Origin of the sequence: Flavobacterium sp., from assembly GCF_035299005.1 — a bacterium.
In the GTDB taxonomy this organism is placed as follows: domain Bacteria; phylum Bacteroidota; class Bacteroidia; order Flavobacteriales; family Flavobacteriaceae; genus Flavobacterium.
The window spans coordinates 1-22,946 of record NZ_DATGXL010000015.1; the positions used below are offsets into that span (position 1 = coordinate 1).

General features: G+C 32.9%; 18 protein-coding genes, 1 tRNA gene and 1 pseudogene. 14 read left to right on the plus strand and 6 right to left on the minus strand.

Going from position 1 to position 22,946, the window contains the following annotated elements:
* Positions 1-697: 697 nt before the first annotated feature.
* The 6 genes and pseudogenes from VK164_RS11525 (at position 698) to VK164_RS11550 (ending at position 7,449) form a co-directional block, all read left to right on the plus strand.
* The gene (locus VK164_RS11525; protein WP_324209497.1) at positions 698-1,609 is read left to right on the plus strand and encodes a DNA adenine methylase; all 912 of its coding nucleotides are present in this window, start codon (positions 698-700) and stop codon (positions 1,607-1,609) included.
* A complete protein-coding gene (locus tag VK164_RS11530; protein ID WP_324209498.1) occupies positions 1,584-2,486 on the plus strand; it encodes a type II restriction endonuclease in 903 nt (300 codons plus the stop codon). The genes VK164_RS11525 and VK164_RS11530 overlap by 26 nt, the downstream gene beginning before the upstream one ends.
* 5 nt (positions 2,487-2,491) lie before the next feature.
* Complete coding sequence (locus VK164_RS11535; protein ID WP_324209499.1) at positions 2,492-4,780, plus strand: DGQHR domain-containing protein; 2,289 nt, start codon at positions 2,492-2,494, stop codon at positions 4,778-4,780.
* Positions 4,781-5,575 (plus strand): annotated as a pseudogene (locus VK164_RS11540) (DNA-methyltransferase); the annotation flags it as partial.
* Between the two features lie 479 nt (positions 5,576-6,054).
* Positions 6,055-6,957, plus strand: a complete 903-nt coding sequence (locus VK164_RS11545) for a DUF5655 domain-containing protein (protein ID WP_324209500.1) — start codon at positions 6,055-6,057, stop codon at positions 6,955-6,957.
* Complete coding sequence (locus tag VK164_RS11550) at positions 6,958-7,449, plus strand: hypothetical protein (protein ID WP_324209501.1); 492 nt, start codon at positions 6,958-6,960, stop codon at positions 7,447-7,449.
* Positions 7,450-7,569: 120 nt separating this feature from the next.
* Here VK164_RS11550 and VK164_RS11555 read toward each other — a convergent pair whose 3' ends face one another.
* Both VK164_RS11555 and VK164_RS11560 read right to left on the minus strand, forming a co-directional pair.
* Positions 7,570-8,106, minus strand: a complete 537-nt coding sequence (locus VK164_RS11555; RefSeq protein WP_324209502.1) for a hypothetical protein — start codon at positions 8,104-8,106, stop codon at positions 7,570-7,572.
* A gap of 4 nt (positions 8,107-8,110) precedes the next feature.
* The gene (locus VK164_RS11560) at positions 8,111-9,019 is read right to left on the minus strand and encodes a hypothetical protein (RefSeq protein WP_324209503.1); all 909 of its coding nucleotides are present in this window, start codon (positions 9,017-9,019) and stop codon (positions 8,111-8,113) included.
* Positions 9,020-9,180: 161 nt separating this feature from the next.
* Between VK164_RS11560 and VK164_RS11565 the strand changes: the two genes are divergently transcribed.
* Positions 9,181-10,104, plus strand: coding sequence for an SIMPL domain-containing protein (locus tag VK164_RS11565; protein WP_324209504.1), 924 nt, complete (start codon positions 9,181-9,183; stop codon positions 10,102-10,104).
* 55 nt (positions 10,105-10,159) lie between these two features.
* Here VK164_RS11565 and VK164_RS11570 read toward each other — a convergent pair.
* The 4 genes from VK164_RS11570 to VK164_RS11585 all read right to left on the minus strand — a co-directional run bounded on the left by VK164_RS11570 (position 10,160) and on the right by VK164_RS11585 (position 12,520).
* A tRNA-His gene (locus VK164_RS11570) sits at positions 10,160-10,235 on the minus strand.
* A 98-nt stretch (positions 10,236-10,333) separates the two neighbouring features.
* Positions 10,334-11,050 (minus strand): bacillithiol biosynthesis deacetylase BshB1, encoded by a 717-nt coding sequence (gene bshB1, locus VK164_RS11575; RefSeq protein WP_324209505.1) that lies wholly within the window; start codon positions 11,048-11,050, stop codon positions 10,334-10,336.
* Positions 11,051-11,063: 13 nt separating this feature from the next.
* On the minus strand, positions 11,064-12,098 hold the full coding sequence (locus VK164_RS11580; protein WP_324209506.1) for an isochorismate synthase: 1,035 nt from the start codon (positions 12,096-12,098) through the stop codon (positions 11,064-11,066).
* A complete protein-coding gene (locus VK164_RS11585) occupies positions 12,098-12,520 on the minus strand; it encodes a hotdog fold thioesterase (protein ID WP_324209507.1) in 423 nt (140 codons plus the stop codon). The genes VK164_RS11580 and VK164_RS11585 overlap by 1 nt, the downstream gene beginning before the upstream one ends.
* A 138-nt stretch (positions 12,521-12,658) precedes the next feature.
* Here VK164_RS11585 and VK164_RS11590 point away from each other — a divergent pair, with 138 nt between their 5' ends.
* From VK164_RS11590 to VK164_RS11620, 7 genes are all read left to right on the plus strand, one after another.
* The gene (locus tag VK164_RS11590; protein WP_324209508.1) at positions 12,659-14,212 is read left to right on the plus strand and encodes a hypothetical protein; all 1,554 of its coding nucleotides are present in this window, start codon (positions 12,659-12,661) and stop codon (positions 14,210-14,212) included.
* Between the two features lie 20 nt (positions 14,213-14,232).
* A complete protein-coding gene (locus VK164_RS11595) occupies positions 14,233-14,865 on the plus strand; it encodes a DUF1579 domain-containing protein (RefSeq protein WP_324209509.1) in 633 nt (210 codons plus the stop codon).
* Between the two features lie 162 nt (positions 14,866-15,027).
* Entirely contained in the window at positions 15,028-18,741 is a 3,714-nt protein-coding gene (gene purL, locus VK164_RS11600; protein WP_324209510.1) for a phosphoribosylformylglycinamidine synthase, read from the plus strand.
* 64 nt (positions 18,742-18,805) lie between these two features.
* A complete protein-coding gene (locus VK164_RS11605; protein ID WP_324209511.1) occupies positions 18,806-19,597 on the plus strand; it encodes a DUF3667 domain-containing protein in 792 nt (263 codons plus the stop codon).
* A gap of 2 nt (positions 19,598-19,599) precedes the next feature.
* Complete coding sequence (locus tag VK164_RS11610) at positions 19,600-20,460, plus strand: DMT family transporter (protein ID WP_324209512.1); 861 nt, start codon at positions 19,600-19,602, stop codon at positions 20,458-20,460.
* Positions 20,461-20,583: 123 nt separating this feature from the next.
* Positions 20,584-22,365, plus strand: a complete 1,782-nt coding sequence (locus VK164_RS11615; RefSeq protein WP_324209513.1) for a long-chain fatty acid--CoA ligase — start codon at positions 20,584-20,586, stop codon at positions 22,363-22,365.
* Positions 22,366-22,487: 122 nt separating this feature from the next.
* Complete coding sequence (locus VK164_RS11620) at positions 22,488-22,928, plus strand: MarR family winged helix-turn-helix transcriptional regulator (protein ID WP_324209514.1); 441 nt, start codon at positions 22,488-22,490, stop codon at positions 22,926-22,928.
* The last annotated feature ends 18 nt before the right edge of the window (positions 22,929-22,946 follow it).

Consider the following 22,946-nt stretch of genomic DNA (forward strand, 5'->3'; position numbering starts at 1 on the left):
AAAAGATTGCGTTCTTTATTGAATGACTTGTCATTCAGAAAAGCGAGCTAGAACCCCGATCTTTGAGCGTAATTATGTAGTAAGACCTCGAGTATTCCAGTGCTCGGGGTCTTTTTTTTGTTATAATTATAACAATTTCATGCGGACAAACAATTAGCCTTGTCCTGACAAACCTTTTCTATCGTCCTGATGATTCGTTAACTTCGTCCTGACGAATCAAAAAACGCCCTTTTTAAATTGATTTTATTGTTTTTATCTTCCAAAAAAGCATAAAAAAAGCTCAAAAAAACTGGCTAGAACCCCGATTTTTGAGCGTAATTTTGTAATAAGACCTCGAGTAGTTCCAGCTACTCTAACGAAATTATAGTGTAAATATAGTATTTATTTTGATTGTGTAGACAAGATTTCATAAAATTTAACATTGAAAAAGGCAACCTTTTTGTTCCCTTTTTTTTCATTATTTTTTTAGTATGTCGTTTGTAAACTTTCTACTTTCAATTATAGGTTTTACGCGTTTTTAATTTTAACCCTTTGGTTTACGGATTCCCGTAAAATATATCAAAACCCTTTATTTACTTTAGCTGACGAAGGTACCCCCGTATTTTTACCTGGTTTGAAAAACAGGTATTTTTACGGGTTGTTTACCACCTTTTTTTTTCTTATGTTTGGGGAAATAGAATTTAGCAAATAAAAATATATGCAAGCAAAACCATTTTTAAAATGGGCTGGTGGCAAAACCCAGTTAATCACCGATATAGAAAAAGCGTTACCAAGAGAATTTACTTCACAAAAGTTTACTTATGTTGAGCCTTTTGTTGGAGGAGGTGCTGTTTTGTTTTGGATTTTGGAAAATTTTCCTAATGTAGAAAAGGCAATTATTAATGATATTAATGCTGACCTAACCAATACTTATAAAGTCATAGCTTCAAATCCAAAAAAACTTATAACGGTTTTAGAGAAATTTCAAACAAAGTTTCATTCTTTTGAAAATGATGCAGAAGGAAGAAGAGTTTATTATAATGAACAAAGAACACTTTTTAACTCTCGCTCTAAAGATGCTATAACTCAAGCAGCTTTGCTAATATTTTTAAACAAAACATGCTTCAATGGTTTGTTTCGCGTAAATAAAAGTAATGGGTTTAATGTTCCAATGGGAGATTCAACGAAGCAAACTATTTGTGATACGGAAAATATTATGGCAGTTAGCAAAGTGTTACAAAGAGTAGAAATCTTAACTGGAGATTTTAAAGAAACCTTACAACATGCAGAACATCCTGCCTTGTTCTATTTTGATCCACCTTATAAACCATTAAGTCAAACATCTAGTTTTAATACTTATACCAAAGATAATTTTGGTGATAATGAACAAATTGAATTACGAGATTTTTGTAAAACATTGGACACGTTAGGTCATTTTTGGATGCTAAGTAACTCTGATGTAAAAGGAAAAGACATGACAGATACTTTCTTTGATGATATTTACAAAGAATTTAATATTAACCGAGTATATGCAAGAAGAAGTATTAATGCAAACGGAGCTAAGCGTGGTAAACTAACCGAACTATTAATTACAAATTATCAGCATGAACAAGCTTTGTCAATTGCTTAATTTAGAAAGCGACGATATTTTATTTACCCAAATTACTAGTAGTTTCAAAGAGAAAGGAATTTTGCTTTGGGACTATTTTGTTAATTGGGAAAAAGTACATAAAAACATTAAACCGATTGAGAAGGAATTGAACCTTTTAAATGTTTTGATTGGGAAAGAGGATGTTGAAACAGAAGTTTATAATTTAATCAAAGAATACCCTCAAGTTGTTAAAGCTTTTCCTTTTTTAATTGCTTTTAGAGATACAAAAGTATCTATGCTTTCAGATGTTACGGAGTTTTTGTATAAAGATTATGATTTTAAGCATAGAGTTATTACTGAGGAAGATTGCAAAGACTTAACTACTTTTTTCATGCAGTCTGGTTTGGGTGATTTAGTTAAAGACAAACGAGTTAAAAACCTTGTAGATTATGTTACAGGCGTTGAAGTAGGTTTGGATAGCAACGGAAGAAAAAACCGTGGTGGCACCATGATGGAAAACATTGTAGAAACCTTTGTAAAAAGTGCTTGCGATGAGTTAGGCTATGAATACATGACACAAGCCAATGCTAAAAAGATAAAAACTCATTGGAACATTGACATACAAGTTGATAAATCTTCTCGTAATTTAGACTTTGCTATTAATAAAAATGGTAAACTTTATTTTATTGAATGCAACTTCTATGGTGGCGGTGGATCTAAACTAAAATCTACTGCTACAGAATATGTAAAAATGAATGAATATTGGAATGCTCAAAACATTACTTTTATCTGGGTTACAGATGGTGCAGGTTGGAAATCTACATTAAAACCATTAAGAGAATATTTTGACAAAGCGGATTATTTGTTGAATTTAGAAATGTTGAAGAGAAATTTTTTAAACATAATAATAGATTAAATATTATGACAGAAGATATTAGAATTTCACTTCTTGGAAAGCTTGTAAATTATGAAGAAGCTCAAAAAATATTAAAAGAGAAAAAGAATGAATATTTTTTTGAAAGTATTAAACCTCATTTTCTAGAAGCTAATCTTCAAGATGGGTGGGTTATAGAAAGAGAATTTAAAAATTCTATAAAGGTTAAGAAACCAAAAACTTTTGATGTTGCTTTTGAAGATGAAGTATGGTCACTTTTTGCACTTATGGGTTATCGATTTCTAAACAGAGATAGAAACTTTAATTTACCTTATGATAAAAATGAAATATCATTAACAAAACAAATTGATGTTTTTGCTAAGGATGAAGAAACTATATTAATTATTGAATGTAAATCCTCTGAAACTAATAGTAGAGGAGATTTTAAAAAAGATTTAGAGAGTTATCAAGGAATAATGGATGGACTGAGAAAGTCTATACAAAACCTTTTCCCAAATGAAAAACTAAAATTTAAATTTATTCTTGCAACAAGAAATTTATCGATATCTGACGAAGATTTAGGGAGGTTGAAAAATATAGGAGGTCTTCATTTAAATGATGAAAATATTGAATATTTTTTTGAATTATATTCTCAAATTGGGCAAGCGAGTAAATATCAATTTTTAGGAAATATATTTGACGGTCAAGAAATTCCACAAATGGAGAATAAGGTTCCAGCCGTAAGAGGGAAAATGGGAGGGCATACTTATTATTCTTTTTCAATTGAACCTGAAAAACTATTAAAAATAAGCTATGTGCTTCATAGAAATAAGGCAAATATAAATATGATGCCTACCTACCAAAGACTAATAAAAAAATCAAGACTAAAATCTGTTGAAGATTTTATTGAAAATAATAATGGATATTTTCCTAATTCTATTGTTATAAGTGTTGATGCAAAAAATTGTCAGTTTGATCGTGCAGATACTCAAGTAAAAAGTACAATTTCTGATGTTGGAATATTACATCTTCCAAAAAAATATAAATCTGCATACATTATTGATGGCCAACATAGACTTTATGGATATTCAAACACAACTTATAAAGATACTAATACAATACCAGTTGTGGCATTTGTAAATTTAAGTAGAGAAGAACAGGTCAAATTATTTATGCAAATAAATGAAAATCAAAAAGCTGTATCTAAGGACTTAAAAGAAACATTAAAAGCAGATTTATTATGGACTTCGGAAAGATATGATGAACAAATAGATGCTTTAACATCTAGAATTGCTATTACTTTGGGAGAAAGTAGAAATTCACCTTTATATGGCAAGATAAACATCGGTCAAGATAAAGCAGAATTAACAATTCAAAATATAAAATTAGCCCTCAAGAGAAGTAAATTTATTGGAAAGGTTTCTAAAAATAAAATTGAAGAACTTGGATTGGTTTATAATGGTAATTTAGATTACACTTTTGAATGGTTAAAAAATTTCTTCATAAAATCACTAGATTATTTGTCAAATAATGTTAACGAAGATTGGAAAAGTGACAAATCTTTAATAGTAAGCAACAATGGAATTTATGGTATAATATTGATTCTAAGCGATATATTATTTCATCTTAAACAAAAAAATATAATAGAAATTAAAGCCAATAATGTAAACGTAATAGTTAGTGAAATTCAAACATATCTCGACCCAATCATTAATTACATTAGAACAATTGACTTCGAAGAGCATGAATCTTTAAAAAAGACATATGGTGCAGGTGGTCAAACAAAATTTTGGAGAACTTTTCAACAAAAAATAAAAGATACTCACCAAAATTTTAATCCTGAAGGATTGGAGGAGTATTTAAAAAAACAAGAAAGAGAATACAACGATAAAGCGTTTTCAATAATTAGAGAAATTGAAACACATTTCAAAAATGATTTTCGTTTAAAACTTGAAGAACATTTTGGAAAAAAATGGTTTGAAAAAGGTGTTCCTCCAAAAGTTGCAGATAAAGCAATTGTAGATGCATTAACAAAAAATAGAAGTCTTGAAGATGATGAAAAGGAAGTAGAACATTGGGATTGCTTAACAATAATAGCATACAGAGAAATTGCATTAAAGAATTGGCAAACAATTTTCGAAAAAGAATATACAAGACCTGGAGAAGAAAAAATTAGTGGAGGAAAAGAAGAAAAAACTAAATGGATGGTTAAACTCGAACATTTAAGAAATCAAAATGTTCATTCTTATTATGTAACAGAGGAAGAACTTTCATTTCTTGATGAACTAAATGATTGGCTTATTAGAAAAGAATTAAAAAATAAGTTTCAAAGATAAATGCTTAAACCCTATTTCAAATCCGAGGACAAAAACTTTTACCTTTTACAAGGTGATTGCAAAGAGCTTTTGCCTCATTTTGAACATAAATTTGATATGGTTTTTGCAGATCCGCCTTACTTTTTATCAAACAATGGTTTGTCTATTCAAAGTGGGCAAATTGTTTCGGTTAATAAAGGTAATTGGGACAAGTCAGAAGGATTTGATTTTATCAATGATTTTAATCGTACTTGGTTAAAGTTAGTTAGGGATAAATTAAAAGATAATGGAACTATTTGGATAAGTGGGACGTATCATAATATTTTTTCAATAGGTCAACTATTACAAGAGTTAGATTTTAAAATATTAAATGTCATCACTTGGGAAAAGAACAATCCACCACCTAATTTTTCATGTCGTTTTTTCACACATTCTGCTGAATTAATCATTTGGGCGCGTAAAAAAGAAAAGGTTCCCCATTACTACAACTATGAGTTAATGAAGCAACTAAACGGCAACAAACAAATGAAGGACGTTTGGAAATTGCCTGCGATTGCTAAATGGGAAAAATCATGTGGCAAGCATCCTACACAAAAACCTTTGTCTGTTTTAACCCGTATTATTTTAGCATCTACCAAGCCTGGCGCATGGATTTTAGATCCATTTGCAGGAAGTTCCACTACAGGAATTGCAGCCAATTTAACAAACAGAAGGTTTTTAGGTATTGATATGGAAACTGAGTTTTTAGAAATTAGCAAAAACCGAAAACTAGAAATAGAAGATGTATCGATAGCCAATCTATACAAACAGAAAATAAGTGGTTTTGAAACGAAAAAGCAATTGGAGTTGTATTTAACTGAAGAGCCAAAAGAAAAGGAAAAAGTTGTATTGGGTTATATCAGAAGTAAAGATTTAGATAACCTAGGCAAACAAAAAACGTTTTATTTTCATTCAACAGATAAGCAAGATAACTTAATAGGTTTTCCGTATGATTTATATAATGCTAACAAAGTAGTAATTTATTCAGGTGGTCGCGCTAAACCGTTTTATTTAACTTCATATTTTGGGGAAATTAAATCTATTCAGCACAAACATAAATCTAAAATAAAAGGAAAAGAAAACTCAGCAACAGAGTATTATTTTGAAATTCAATTAAAAGATACTTTTAAACAAGATTTTAGAATAGAAAATAACAAACATATCAAAAAATGGATGTTGGATTACAAAAAGGAATATGAGAGAACTCAAATTGATTATTTGCCAATATTAACTTTAAGTGAAAATATTTTTTAAAAATGAATTTATATCAAGTCAATAAAAGTCAATTACATACTTTAAAAGAGAAACCTTTTAAATTGGAACGTGAAATTCAAAACCTTTTTGAGCAAAACTTAAGCTTGCTAACTGGTTTAGAGTTTGTAAAAAGTGAGTTTAGTATTAAAGGTAAGCGAATTGATACTTTAGCGTATGATAATCAATCTAATGCTTTTATAATCATAGAATATAAAAGAGATAAAAATGTTAGTGTGGTTGACCAAGGTTTTACATATTTAAGTTTAATGCTGGAGAACAAAGCTGATTTTGTTTTGACTTATAATGAAACTTTGAATAAGAACTTACATAGTGGAAAAGTAGATTGGTCGCAAACGAGAGTTGTTTTTGTTTCACCAAGTTTTACAGAAAATCAACGTTTGGCTACTAACTTCAAAGACATTGCCATTGAGTTATGGGAAATTAAGCGTTTTGAAAATGATATTATTAGCATTAATCCAATAAAGAAAACTAGGTCGGCAGAGAGTATCAAACCTGTAACACAACAAAGTGATAAAATTAAATCGGTCACAGCCGAGATAAAAGTCTACACAGAAGAAGACCATTTGAATGGTGCTTCAGATGAGATAATTGAGTTATATGAAACGTATAAAAATGCCATTTTAAACCTGTTTGATGAGGTAGAAATTGTTCCTAAAAAGTTATACATCGCCTTTAAAAAAGATAAGAATATTTCTGATATAGTGGTTTTGAAAAAAGGGTTAAAAATATTCATTAACTTGAAAAAAGGACAATTAGACGACCCAAAAGGATTAACAAAAGATGTATCAGAAACAGGACATTGGGGTAATGGGGATTATGAATTAATAGTGAGTAATACTGATAATCTTGAATATGTTATGAGTTTGATTAAACAAGTTGTTTAGATGAAATTGTTTGAAGATACAGTCTATATTGGTGAAATTGTTTTACAAGTTAAAATAGGACAAAAGGCATATGAACGTTTAAAGTTTTATGAAGACACTATAGATTTATGGACCTCAATTCAATCTATTTTAATTGCATCAGCAAATATTTCTAAAATCCTTTGGCCAAATAAAGAATACAATGATAGAGGCGTTAGACTTCGTAAAATGTTAAATATATCAGATGACAACATATTGCGTGACCGTACTTTTCGTAATCATTTTGAGCATTATGACGAACGCATTGCAAAATGGTTTGAGGAAGGGGCAAATGGTGTTTTTATTGATTTAGCTATGAATCCTGATTTAAGTTTTTCATCTCAAAATACTAAAAGAGGTTATAATACAATTGATGAAACAGTAGTATTTTGTGGTCAAAAGTTTGATTTAAGTAAGTTAAATATAGCAATGTTAGAAATTCTCGAAAAATGTAAGCCCTATACAATTGTTTGAAAATATTTCCATAATGTCAAACCTTATAATTTATATATATAAAAAGCTATTATTTATGCAACTCCATTAGATTCAACCCATTCATTATTTCTGGATTGAGTTGGGAAAAGTAGTATAGTCTTAAAACGTAACCTCCCCTAAAAAAAGGGTCCAAATTTCTTTTTTTGTGGTGCCAAAGGTTTTGGTTGTCGGTTTGAAAAGGACTCTTTGAAAGTAAATTTGTTCGGTTTGGGTTTCATTTTGTTGGATGGTTACTTGGTATTTGGTAGTCCAATAATCGGCTGCAACGATAGAGTTTTCGTAGTTTGAAAGTGTAAAACTATAATTTTGATTGGTAATTTTTGTTATCAAATCCACTAAAGCAATAGTAGTTGGTGTCGTTGTAGTGATGTCTGCCACGGTTACATTTTTGTCTTCAAACAGTGTAAACAAAGCTGCTTTAACTTCTGTTTTTAAAGCATCGGAAGTATTGCTGCTGGACAACAACCCTAAGTATTGGTAATAATCTGCCACTTTTAAAGTAGCACTTTCCTGATACGCTTTGATGGAAGCTATGGTGAAGTTGGCTTTTATGGTGGTAGCTGCCGGCACATTTGCATTTTGTCCCATTGCGGCACATGATATAAACCATCCGATTGCTATTAAAAATTGCTTCATCATATTATTCTTGAATTATGCGTATAAAATGAATTTTATTGTCTGCATTGCTATGTATGTCTACCACTTTCATTTTTTTAAGCGCTACACTGGGTACAATTAAACGTTCAGAAAATTCTTGTTTGTTGAAATATTCGGCGCCTAAATTATCTTTTAATAGTACAATTACTTCTAAATCATCGGCTAATATCATTTGCAATTGCTCTTTTCGGGTTTGCCAATCTTTGATGTCCGATTTCATAAAGCCTTTCAACATCATGGGATAATCGTCGGGTTGTAGCACAATTGGAGCATTTGCTTCTTTATGCACCACAATAGTTTTGTCTTTGTAATACGGACTTTTTAAAACTATGGTAGCGCTATCTTTCTCTGACGGCAACTGTAACTTAGAATCAACAATGGTTACTGGTGTTTCTACTTCGTTTTCCACTACAACTGCTTTGACTTCTTCGCTGTCAATCGGGGCGTTTGTAAAAGCATTTTTTACTTCGATAGTTTGTGTTGTATTTGAACCATTTACTGCATAAAACCATATTGCTATCCCTAGCATGACTGTCCCTCCTATCCAAAACATCCTTCTTTTTGTACTGGTCTTGGCTTTTGGTGTTGTGGTTGTTTCCGTTGCTTTGTGTTTGAACACATACTCGTCCCAACCCGAATAGCCTACCCATTGCGACAAAATATCCAACATGTCTTTACGTGGTAGTTTTTCGTTGGTTTCGGGTTTCAAGTGTGTGTAAATCCACTTTTCGCTCACCGTTTGCTTTACCCTTGTTTCAATTAAGCCAATCAGGTTTTGAATGTCTTGCGAACTGAATGTTTTCCAATCGCCTTCAAAATAAGGATAGTGCTTTTGATAGGTCAAAAGCACCTCTTGTTTAAGGTTGTGGAATAATTCTATTGGTTGCCTCATTAATTCAGTTTCAAAAGTAGTTTTTTAGTTTGTAGTAATTACTGTAAAACCACTGTAAAAGTAGCGAAAAATCTTTACAGTCAAAGGAAAGTTATTTTGCTATACCAAATTGAATTGCTGGGCGTACTATTGTCCTCTAATTCATTTAAAAATTTAAACATATGAAAACGCAAGTACAACTAACACACGGAAAATCAAAATTACTTATTGCTTTGCTATTGCTTACCATTTCGAATGGTTTGGCGCAAATTAGCGGCAATCAAGTGTATGGTAACAACAATTACAATAGCAATTACAATGCTGAAGTCTTACCCAACCATAGTACGGTTGCCATTAATGATAATGTTTTGACGGTATCGGTAAAAATTTTACTCAACAAAAAAGCGGATGGCTTTGTAATGACACTAGGCTTAAATGAAGAGGATGAAACGGTGGCTGGTTGTAGTAAGAAAATAAATGCTCGCATAGCGGGTTTTATTGAAAAGATAAAATCAGTAGGTGTGAAAAAGGAACAGGTCTACATCGATTTTATTTCGCAGACAAAAATTTATGATTTTAGTGTAAATGAAGACACGGCAAAGCAGATTGAGAAAGGCTTTGAAATCAAAAAGAACCTTATTATTACCACCACAAATGTAAGCAGTTTAGAAAAAATAATTGCATTGGCTTCAGAATTTGAGATTCATGATGTGATTAAAGTAGCGTATTATAACAACGATACCGATACTATTCATACTTCGCTTTTTGAGGAAGCATTGGTGCTAGCCGAAGCGAAAAAAGTTAGGTATATGAAAGCTTTTGGGAAGCGAATTATAGGCACCCCTACTGCGACGGAAGAATTTGCAACGGTATTTCCAAAAACACAATACAAAACGTATCAAGCTTTTGAAACGGCAGAAATAGAAACCAATTACAACAACCGCAATCCTTATTTAAAGAAAATTGCCCGAAAAAATAAGACGTTTTACTATGATGGTATTTCGAGTGCCGGTTTTGACAAAGTAATGCATCCCGATCAAACCGAAGTAGGTATTCAATATGTGATGACGTTTACGATGCACTATAAGATTGATACTTCGATATAAAGGAAAGTTAGTTCCATAAAAAAAGCCCTGAAAATTCAGGGCTTTCTAATTTAAAGGGTGAAAGACGGGTCTCGAACCCGCGACCTTCGGAACCACAATCCGACGCTCTAACCAACTGAGCTACAATCACCATTTGTTTTGTACAAAAGAACCTTAATTCTTTTGCGAGTGCAAATATAGGTGTTTCCTACAATCTTGCAAAGATTTTTTTTACTTTTTTACTACAATTTTATTTCAAATCCGCTAAGCTATTGACAGCCACATATCTCTCGGTAGTAAAACCTTCGGCATACTCCACTCCTACTAGTCTTCCCAAGTCTTGCGCACGGTATTTTATACTGTCTAAAAAGTTCTTAGAAGCTATGGGTGTTACAGGTTCTTTAGAGTTTGGGTCATAAAATTGAGATCCATACGCTTGTACTGATTCCATTTTAGCAACCATAAAACCCGAAACATCTACCACAAAATCAGGCTCAATAGTTTGCCACTGGATGTAATGATACACTACTTTTGGGCGCCAAGCCTGTTGTTTTTCTCCGTTTAATTCGGTTTCAATTTTTACCAATCCCGACAAAAAACAAGCGTCGCTCACCAAGTTGCTTCCTTTTCCGTGGTCGATGTGTCTGTCGGTAATGGCATTGCACAATACAATTTCTGGACGGTATTTGCGGATCATTTGAATTACTTTCAATTGGTGTGCTTCATCGTTTTTGAAAAACCCATCGCGCATGTCCAAGTTTTCTCGTATTGAAACCCCTAAGATTTCAGAAGCTTTAGCCGATTCTGCATTACGAATTTCAACCGAACCGCGTGTACCTAATTCGCCACGGGTTAAATCGATAATCCCAACTTTCTTTCCAAGGCTAACTTCTTTGGCGATTGTGCCGCTACAACCTAATTCTACATCGTCTGGATGTGCTCCAAAAGCTAATATATCTAATTTCACAACTTTTTACTTTTTACTTTTTACTTTTTACTAAAACATTTCGCATGGTCATGGATTTATTTTCTGTTTCAATGTATTCTTTTTCTGGATTGCTGTCTTTTGTGATGCCACAACCTACATAAATGGTTACAACGTCATTATCAATCTCCAAACAGCGTAAATTTACAAATAAATCCGTTTGCTTGTCTTTGTTGTATTCACCTAAAAAACCTGCGTAATACTTTCTGTCGTAGTTTTCATTAGCCAGAATAAAATCTCTAGCCTTTTCTTTAGGAAAACCACATACAGCAGGTGTTGGATGCAATGTATTTACCAAATCAATAGCTGTGAAGGTTGTTGTTAAACTACCTGTTATTATGGATTTTATATGCGCTAATTTGCCTGCTTGAACTGTTTGAGGTTCAGAAACTTTTAGGTTAGCAACATTCTGCTCCAAATTTGAAACTATATAATCGGTCACAAATTGCTGCTCTTCTTTTTCTTTGGTTGCCCAAGTTGTATTTTCTACAAACAATTGTGTTCCAGCCAAAGCAACGGTTTCAAATTGGTCTTGATTGATTTTCACCAATTGTTCGGGTGTGGCTCCCATCCATAACCCGATTTTAGGATGAAAAAACAAATAGCGAAAAGCTGATGGATACGCACACAATACATTTTTAAATGTTTCTACAATTGCTATTTGTTCGGTAATTATCATTTTTCGGGATAAGACTACTTTATCAAAGCTGTTGGTATTAATAGCGGCAATTCCATCAGCGACCAACTTTTCAAAAGCAGCTTTTCCTTGTGGTTTTAGGTTTGGGATTGTATCTGAAGTTACTTTATTGGTTTCAATAGTTCCCGTTGTAAACGAACTTTCTGCAAAGGGAATAACGGCTTTTATTCCTTCATGAAACGGCAGCAATACAAATCCCGATTGTCCTGAAAATTGGATAATTTCGTTATTATTTTGCAAAAGTAAATTCCAAGTATTTTCATTTGGCTTGGCATAGCAAACAAATGGTTTTTCTTGGGTTAATCGTATGTGTATCTCTTCAAAAATTTTCATTATTGTCTTCTAGATAAGACCATATTGGTTAATTTACACAATGAAATCAACTTACCTTCTTCGTCTACAATTCTAATTTCCCATAAGTGCAAACTTGCGCCTTTGTGAATAATTTTAGCCGTAGCCGTTACCATTCCCTCACGTTTACTTTTTAAATGGTTGGCAGAAATTTCGATGCCTCTCACTTCTTGCTTTTCTGGATTTACAAACATTAACGAAGCGGCACTTCCAACACTTTCTGCTAGTGCTACTGAGGCACCTCCGTGCAATAAGCCCATAGGTTGGTGTACTCTTGGATTTACAGGCATGGTTGCGGTTAAAAAATCTTCACCAGCATCTGTGTAAACAATATCTAAGGTATTCATCAGGGTGTTTTTACTCCAATCGTTGCACAATTGCAGCATTTTTTCTCTATCAAACATGGAAACTAAATTTTTGTGTAAAAATAATCATTCTAACTAGAATAATTTATCCTAATTAACGTTTTAGTAAGTGTTTACTATTATTTTGTTTTTAAAAATTTAAAATTAATAATTACTTTTACAAAAAATCAACTATACATGCGTCGTTATATACTTTTATTATTAATAGGATTTGCCGTTTCATTAACTTCATGCCGAAACGATTTTGATTTTGAATCGAGTACGGGAGGCTTGCGTTTTTCTAAAGATACGGTTTATTTGGACACTGTTTTTACCAATATTGGTTCGAGTACTTACACCTTAAAAGTGTATAATAAAAGTGATAAAAACATTTCGATTCCCAAAGTACAATTGGCAAAAGGAGAAGCGTCAAAATACCGCATGATGGTTGATGGTATGCCTGGAAAAGTATTTGATGATGTGGAGCTATTGGCAAAAGACAGTATGTTTATTTTTATTGAAGTAACCGCTGATGTAGCCGATGCTAACCCAACCGACTTTTTATATACCGATCAAATTTTGTTTGGTGAAGGAATCCATACACAGAAAGTAGAATTAGTTACTTTAATTCAGGATGCCTATTTTATTTTTCCACAACGCACTCAAAATCCTGATGAAACTTTTACTTATGAGTCGCTCAATTTGGGGTTAGATGAAGAAGGAAATCCGATAACTATTCGAGGACAATATTTGGATGAAGCAGACCCTGTTAATGGTAACGAACTCCATTTTAACAACACAAAACCCTATGTCATATATGGTTATGCAGCGGTTCCTAGTACCAAAACACTAGTGGTTGACCCAGGCGCAAGGGTTCATTTTCATGCCGAATCAGGTTTGATTGTTGCAAATAATGCTTCGATTCATGTAAATGGTACGCCTTCTACTACAACAGCCTTAGAAAATGAAGTTATCTTTGAAGGCGACCGATTGGAACCTGATTTTTCGGAAGTTCCAGGGCAATGGGGAACGATTTGGCTCACCCAAGGCAGCACGGATAATCAAATCAAACACTTAACAATAAAAAATGCAACTGTTGGTCTTTTAGTTTCAGGCAATGATGGCACTGGTACACCGACGTTAGATATTGAAAACACTCAAATTTATAATTGTTCTAATGTGGGACTTTTAGCACGTACTGGGAATATTGAAGGCCGAAATGTTGTGATAAATAATTGTGGAGAAGCTTCCTTTGCGGGAAGTTTTGGCGGAAGTTATGAGTTTGTACATTGTACGTTTGCAAATTATTGGGCTGCACCTAATCAAACAGGAGTCGTTTTAGATGATTATGATGGTAGTGCTTTATATGCTTTAACCAAAGCCAACTTCAAGAACTGCATTATTCATACTTCTAGTAATTTGGGCATTAACTTACTAAAAGAAGGAAGTGTATTCAATTATAATTTTGACCATTGCTTAATTAAGTTTGCCGATTTTAGTAATCAGTTTACCAACAATCCTTTGTATGCCTTTTCAAATGCTTCATTATTTGACACTTGTATCATTGCGACCAATTCTACAGTAAACCGGCCTGACTTTAAAGATGCAACCAAAAACAAGTTAATTATTGGAGAAGATTCAGCAGCAAAAGGAATGGCTGATGCTTCCTATTCCACTTTTAATGATATTTTAAATAATCCAAGAACTGGCGCTACTGATATTGGTGCCTACAATTGGATCACTTTTGACTAATCCATTTAAACTATACAATTATGAAAAATCTATCTCTATCGCTTTTAATTATTGGTTTAACATTCGTTTCTTGTAAAAAAGAAGAAGCGCAAAAACCAGGAGAAGCAACCACTAACGAAGAAGTTACTGCAACAACAAAACCAGATTCTGCAGCAGTTGCCAAAGCTTGGACCGACTATGCTACACCGTCTAAAGCGCATGAAATGTTGGCAAAAGATAATGGAACTTGGGATGCTGCATTAACGTTTTGGTCACCAGACAATCCACAAGAAATGAAATCAACGGCTACTGTAACCTACAAAATGATTATGGGTGGTAAATATCAAGAAGGAACCTATTCAGGAGATATGTTTGGAATGCCATTTGAGGGAAAAGGAACCGTGGCTTATGACAACGCTACAGAAGAATTTATATCTACTTGGATAGATAACATGGGGACAGGAATGATGGTAACCAGAGGAAAATATGATGAAAAGTCAAAAACAACCATTTTATATGGTGAAATGGTTGATCCAGTCACTAAAAAAGCTAAAAAAGTAAAAGAAGTTCTCACATACATTGACGACAATAATCAAAAAATGGAAATGTTTGACGTTTTAGAAGATGGCAAAGAGTTCAAATCGATGCAAGTGGTTTCGAAACGAAAAATGTAGTTTTCAACAAAAAACTATAAAGCTGTTCAAAAAAGAGCAGCTTTTTTTGTTTTTAAGCCCTCTTAAAACTTTGAACTTCTAACTTTTTAGAATAAATTTGCACTTTCAACAACAACACAAACATACAGATAAGGTAAACTTGTCTCTAAAAACACAACTACAATGATTCATTTCTTCGGAAACCAATCCAACACTGTTTTTGCAGTTCAAACGCAAAGCGAGATTTCATCAGAAGACATCAACAAATTAAATTGGCTTTTTGGCAACGCACATAAAATAGAAAAATCCGTATTGTCGGATTTTTTTGTTGGACCACGTGCCGCTATGGTTACGCCTTGGAGTACTAATGCTGTTGAAATTACCCAAAACATGGGGATTTCAGGTATTATTCGTATTGAGGAATTTGAAAAAGTAGCTGCTGATTTTACTGATTTCGATCCAATGCTTTCGCAAAAGTATTCGGAATTACATCAAGACATTTATACGATTAATATCCAACCAGAACCTATTTTAGATATTGAAGATATTGACGCTTACAATAAATCGGAAGGTTTAGCATTAAGCCCAGAAGAAGTAGACTATTTAAACAATCTTTCTACGAAATTAGGAAGAAAATTAACCGATTCTGAAATTTTTGCTTTCTCACAAGCCAATTCAGAACACTGTCGTCATAAAATTTTTAATGGCACATTTGTGATTGATGGCGAAGAAAAACCAACTTCTTTATTCAAATTAATTAAGAAAACATCAGAAACCAATCCAAACGATATTGTTTCGGCATATAAAGATAACGTAGCTTTTGTTAAAGGACCGAAAGTAACGCAATTTGCTCCAAAAAGTGCTGACAAGCCAGACTTCTACCAAGAAACAGCATTTGATTCAGTACTTTCCTTAAAAGCAGAAACACACAACTTCCCAACAACAGTTGAACCATTCAATGGAGCAGCAACAGGTTCTGGAGGAGAAATTCGTGACCGTTTAGCAGGTGGACAAGGTTCGTTACCCTTAGCGGGAACTGCGGTTTACATGACTTCTTATTCTCGTTTAGAAAATGAGTGTCCTTGGGAAAACGGAATGACTGAAAGACCTTGGTTGTACCAAACACCAATGGATATTTTAATTAAAGCTTCTAACGGAGCTTCTGATTTTGGGAATAAATTTGGACAACCATTAATTACAGGGTCTATTTTAACTTTTGAGCACGAAGAAAACAATCGTAAAATTGGTTACGATAAAGTAATCATGCAAGCGGGTGGAATTGGTTACGGAAAATTAGATCAAGCGATAAAAAAGAAACCACAAGAAGGCGACAAAATCGTTATTTTAGGAGGTGAAAATTATAGAATTGGAATGGGCGGTGCTGCGGTTTCGTCAGCAGATACAGGTGCTTTTGGTTCAGGAATTGAATTGAATGCTATCCAACGTTCGAATCCAGAAATGCAAAAACGTGCGGCTAATGCTATACGTGGTTTGGTAGAAAGTGATAACAATCCAATTGTTTCCATTCACGATCATGGAGCAGGCGGACATTTGAATTGTTTATCAGAATTAGTGGAAGAAACTGGTGGATTAATTGATTTAGATAAATTACCTGTTGGTGACCCTACTCTTTCAGCAAAAGAAATCATCGGAAACGAATCGCAAGAAAGAATGGGATTGGTGATTGGTGAAAAAGACATCGAAACTTTACAAAGAATTGCAGACAGAGAGCGTTCTCCAATGTATCAAGTAGGTGACGTAACCAACGACCATAGATTTACATTCGAATCAAAATCTACAGGTTTAAAACCAATGGATTATGCTTTGGAAGACTTCTTCGGAAGTTCGCCAAAAACAATTATGACGGACAAAACTGTTAGTACAAATTACAGCGATTTAGAATATTCAAAAGAAAATATTGGAAGCTACTTAAGTCAAGTTTTACAATTAGAAGCCGTTGCTTGTAAAGATTGGTTAACTAATAAAGTTGACCGTTGTGTTGGCGGACGTGTAGCAAAACAACAATGCGTGGGTCCATTACAATTACCTTTAAACAATGTCGGCGTAATGGCATTGGATTTCAAAGGAAAAGAAGGAATTGCTACATCGATTGGGCACTCGCCTATTTCGGCCTTGGTGAATCCAGTTGCGGGTTCAAGAACAGCTATTGCTGAGGCATTATCGAATATCGTTTGGGCTCCGTTAAAAGATGGTTTACAATCGGTTTCATTATCCGCAAACTGGATGTGGGCTTGTAAAAATGAAGGAGAAGATGCTCGTTTGTATGAAGCTGTAAAAGGTTGTTCTGATTTCGCTATTGAATTGGGAATCAATATTCCAACAGGAAAAGATTCACTTTCAATGAAGCAAAAATATCCAAATGACGAAGTAATTGCTCCAGGAACGGTTATTATTTCGGCCGCTGGAAATTGTTCGAATATTACGAAAGTTGTTGAACCTGTATTACAACGAAATGGAGGAAATATTTACTACATCAACTTATCGCAAGATTCGTTTAAATTAGGTGGAAGTTCATTTGCTCAGGTGTTGAATAAAATTGGAAATGATGTTCCTACGATTCAAAATTCGGAATTCTTTAAAAAAGCCTTCAATGTTTTACAAGATTTAATTAAAGATAGAAAAATTAAAGCTGGACACGATATTGGAAGCGGTGGTTTAATCACTACTTTATTAGAAATGTGTTTTAGCCCCCTAACCCCCGAAGGGGAAATTCCTCACTTTGAGGAAACTGGGATGGCATTAAATTTTGATTGTTTTAAAGAAAAAGATTTAGTTAAAATATTGTTTTCAGAAAACATTGGAATTGTTGTACAACCAGCTAATAATGAAGAATTTGAAAAACAATTAACCGAAAATCAAGTTGAATTTTTTAATTTAGGAACAGTTACGACTAACGGAAAATTAGAAATTATTTCTGAAACTTCAGTATTAAATTTAGATGTAGCTTCTCTTCGTGATACTTGGTTTAAAACATCGTTCTTATTAGATTCAAAACAATCTAAAAACGGAATGGCGCAAGCACGTTTTGACAATTATAAAAACCAAAAATTACAGTTCACATTCCCAACGCATTTTGATGGAACCCTTCGACAAGCTCAGGCTGACATTGCTCCTGTTGGTTCAAGACCAAAAGCAGCAATCATTCGTGAAAAAGGAAGTAATTCAGAACGTGAAATGGCAAATGCTATGTATTTAGCAGGATTTGATGTAAAAGATGTTCACATGACCGATTTAATTTCGGGAAGAGAAACATTGGAAGATATTCAATTCATTGGTGCTGTTGGAGGTTTCTCTAATTCTGATGTTTTAGGTTCGGCTAAAGGTTGGGCTGGAGCATTTTTATACAACGAAAAAGCAAATACAGCTTTGAAAAATTTCTTCAAACGCGAAGACACGCTTTCAGTCGGAATTTGTAATGGTTGTCAATTGTTAATGGAATTAGAATTGATCAATCCAGAACACGAAGTTCACGGAAAAATGCACCACAATACTTCGAACAAACACGAAAGTGGCTTTACTTCGGTAACTATTCAGCAAAATAATTCGGTGATGTTATCTACATTAGAAGGAACAACATTAGGCGTTTGGATTTCACACGGTGAAGGAAAATTCAAATTACCTTATTCAGAAGAAAAATATAACATTGTTGCTAAATATGCTTACGAAGGTTATCCAGCGAATCCAAATGGTTCTGATTTCAATACCGCTATGATGTGTGATACAACGGGAAGACATTTAGTGATGATGCCACACATTGAGCGTTCGACTTTCCCTTGGAACTGGGCGCATTATCCAGACCGTGGTCAAAAAGATGAAGTTTCTCCTTGGCTAGAAGCTTTTGTAAACGCTAGAAAATGGATTGAGAATAAGAAATAATATTAAAAATCAGCTTTTAATAAGCTGATTTTTTTTGTAATATTGTGATTCAAAATTTATAAAAATGGGGCATTCTTCTAAGTGTTTAAATTGCGAAAGCGAAGTCAGCGGAAACTTTTGTAATAACTGTGGGCAAAAAACGGACATACACCGTATTACCTTTAAACATTTTGTTGCTCATGATGTGTTACATGGTTTGTTTCATGTTGAAAAAGGAATGCTTTTTACGGCCAAAGAATCGCTTACTCGACCTGGAAAAGCAGCTTTGGATTATATTGAAGGTAAAAGAATTCGTTATTACAATGTTTTCTATTTCATTCTATTGTTAATTGGTTTGAATCTGTTTTTATCAAATTATTACGATAAATTATCCGAAATTTACATTGGTAAAACTTTTGTAGAAGAAAGCAATGTTACTGGAAAAAAGTTTGAGCATTTTTTTACCGATTATGCCAAAATTTTGATCTTTTCTTTTGTTCCGTTATTTGCAGTAAATAGCTTTTTACTTTTTAGAAAACGAAGATTAAATTTTAGCGAACATTTTATTATAGCTGGAATTACTTTTTTAGGAATGCTTTTGATTATTTCAGCAGATTCAATTATTTCGTTATTAGATTTTACAAAATACTTTGACTCAGTATCTGGCTATTTTAGTTTTTTTACTTCGTTTGCCGTGTTGTTTTTTCCTATCTTTAGCTATTACCAGACGTTTAAAGATTACTATAAAAAATTACATTTTTCAATCCGAATGGTTGTATTCACACTGTTGATATTTTTTGAAATTGTAGTATTTATGCTGTTGATATATGGCTATGTAAGTGATTGGAAATATGGAACTTTATCCTATAGAGCCTAATTATGTGGTATGTCATTTTAAGCGTCATTTGTAGTGTATCCGTTGGAATATTACTGAAAATAGCCAAACGTTATTCATTGCATATTTTTCAAATCATCACTTGGAACTATAGTGTAGCATTGTTATTTACTTACTTTTTATTTAATCCTCAAATTAAAGAAAGTAATAATGCGCTTCCTTTGGAGTTATTGATTAGTCTTTCTATATTATTGCCTATTGTGTTTCTTTTTCAAAACACTTCCATAAAGCATACTGGAATTGTTAAAACAGATATTGCCCAACGGTTGTCTCTTTTTATCCCTATAATTGCTTCCTATTTTATTTTTCAAGAAACATTTAACAGTTATAAGATTGCTGGCTTAATTATTGGTTTTTCAGCTATATTTTTCATGTTATTTAAAAAATCTGAAATTAAAAATTCGCCTTCTAAATTATTGTATCCTATATTGGTTTTACTTGGTTTTGGAATTATAGATACATTGTTTAAAAAAGTTGCCGCTTCAAGTAGTATTCCATTTACAACCACCTTGTTTTTTATTTTTTGTGGTGCTTTTGTAGTTTCGCTTTTAATATTATTCTACAAGATTATCTTTCAAAAAGAAAACATCAAATTCAAAAACTGCCTTTGGGGCATCGGATTAGGTCTTTTAAATTTTGGAAATATCCTATTTTATTTAAAAGCACACAAAGCCTTGTCTGAAAATCCATCAACCGTTTTTGCAGGAATGAATATGGGAGTAATTGTTTTGGGAAGCTTAGCAGGAATACTCCTATTTAAGGAAAAAATGACCAAATGGAACTATTTTGGAATTGTTTTAGCCATAATTTCAATTATTTGCATTACTCTTTCGCAATTAAAGTAAATTTAGTAGGCTTGCATAGTAATTTATTATTCTTAAAAAATTAAACTAAAGATTATCAATTGTTTAAAAAATTGCACAATTAGTTTTATTTTTATAATTTGCAACAAATATTAATTGTGAATTATGAACAATATTACACGCTTATTCGATTTTCCTTATCACCAATTAGAAAAATATAACTTACCTGATGCTTTAGTTACTAAATATGGTGACCAATGGGTAAAAACCTCTACTAAAGAATATCTTGATAAAGCTAATGCTATTTCGAGAGGGTTACTTCGTTTAGGTGTTCAAAAAAATGATAAAATCGCAATCATTTCGTCAAATAATAGAACGGAATGGCACATCACAGATATTGGCGCTTTGCAAACTGGTGCACAAACTGTTCCCATTTATCCAACGATTTCATCTGAAGATTACGAATACATTTTAAATCATTCTGAATCTTCTTATTGTTTTGTTTCGGATCAAGAAGTATATGACAAACTAGTTGCTGTACAAAAAAACATTCCAAATCTAAAGGCTATTTATTCCTACAATGATATTGATGGATGTAAAAGTTGGAAAGAAATTCTCGAACTTGGAGCCGATGCATCAAATCAAGATGTTGTAGAAGACCGCAAAAACAATGTAAGTACAACTGATTTAGCTACTATTATATATACTTCTGGAACTACAGGGAAACCTAAAGGTGTGATGTTATCGCATCAAAATATTGTTTCAGATGTTTTACTAAGTGCGCCAAGAGTTCCTTTAAGACCTGGTGATACTAAAGCATTAAGTTTCTTACCTATTTGCCATATTTTTGAGCGAATGTTAACTTATTTATACCAATATTATGGTATTTCAATTTACTTTGCCGAGAGCATTGAAAAAATATCAGACAATTTAAAAGAAGTACATCCACATGTAATGTCAGTTGTTCCTCGTTTATTGGAAAAAGTGTACGACAAAATTTATGCAAAAGGTGCTGAATTAACTGGTATCAAAAAGAAATTATTCTTTTGGGCAACTGGATTAGGAATCCAATACAAACCTTATCAAGAAAATGGTTGGTTCTATGAATTCCAATTAAAAATTGCTAGAAAATTAATTTTCTCAAAATGGCAAGAAGCGCTTGGAGGCGAGTTAGAATTACTAGTATCTGGTAGTGCCGCTTTACAACCAAGACTAACCAAAGTATTTACAGCAGCTGGAATTCCAGTTATGGAGGGTTATGGCTTAACCGAAACATCACCAGTAGTATCTGTTAATGATATGAGAAACAGAGGTTTTAAAGTAGGAACTGTAGGTAGAGTTTTAGATGGTGTTGAAGTAAAAATTGCAGAAGACGGTGAAATTTTATGTAAAGGCCCGAATGTAATGATGGGTTACTACAAAGATGAAACACAAACTAATGAGGTATTAAAAGGAGGATATTTCCACACAGGAGATATTGGAGAAATAGACAGTGAAGGATTCTTAAAAATCACTGATCGTAAAAAAGAAATGTTCAAAACATCTGGCGGCAAATATGTAGCACCTCAATTACTGGAAAACACATTTAAACAGTCAAGATTTATTGAGCAGATTATGGTAATTGGTGAAGGCGAAAAAATGCCAGCAGCATTTATACAACCAGCTTTTGATTTTATTAAAGATTGGGCAATTAAACATCCAGATGTAAAATTAGGTGATTCTAATGAAGAAATTTGTTCAAATCCAGTAGTAATCAAACGAATTCAAGAGGAAATCGATCATTATAATGAGCGCTTTGGTAATTGGGAAAAAGTAAAACGTTTTGAACTTACACCAGATGTATGGTCAATTAACGACGGGCATTTAACCCCAACAATGAAATTAAAACGTAAAGTAATTAAAGAAAAATATTTAAACTTATACACTAAAATTTACGGAGAACAATAAAAAAATCCACCTTTTGGTGGATTTTCATTTTTTAAATGTTAAAAAATCATTAAATCAAGAAAAAAATCTTAAAATACTATGCGTGCATAGTATTTTTTTTTATATTTGGACAAATTTAGATTATGCAAGACAAAACAATTGACTATATATTAAGATATACTTGGCAAGCAGTTGCTAGAATGTATAATGAAGAAGCGACTAAATATGGTGCTACTATGGCGACAGGTTTTGCGCTTTTAAGCATTGATAGAGAAAATGGAACACCGTCAACCACACTAGGTCCGCGAATGGGAATGGAAGCAACTAGTCTTACTCGTACCTTAAAATCAATGGAAGAAAAAGGATTAATTATCCGTAAAAAAAATCCAGCTGATGGTAGAGGCGTTCTAATTTATTTAACTGAACTAGGTAAAGAAAAAAGAGAACTTTCAAAAAACACAGTATTACGATTTAACGATACTGTTAGAGCTAATTTAACCGATGAAAAATTGCAAAATTTCATGGAAGTAGCCGAAATCATTAATGAGCTAATTACGGATAAAAAAATATTTAACGACAAATAAAAACAAACCCTATCAACA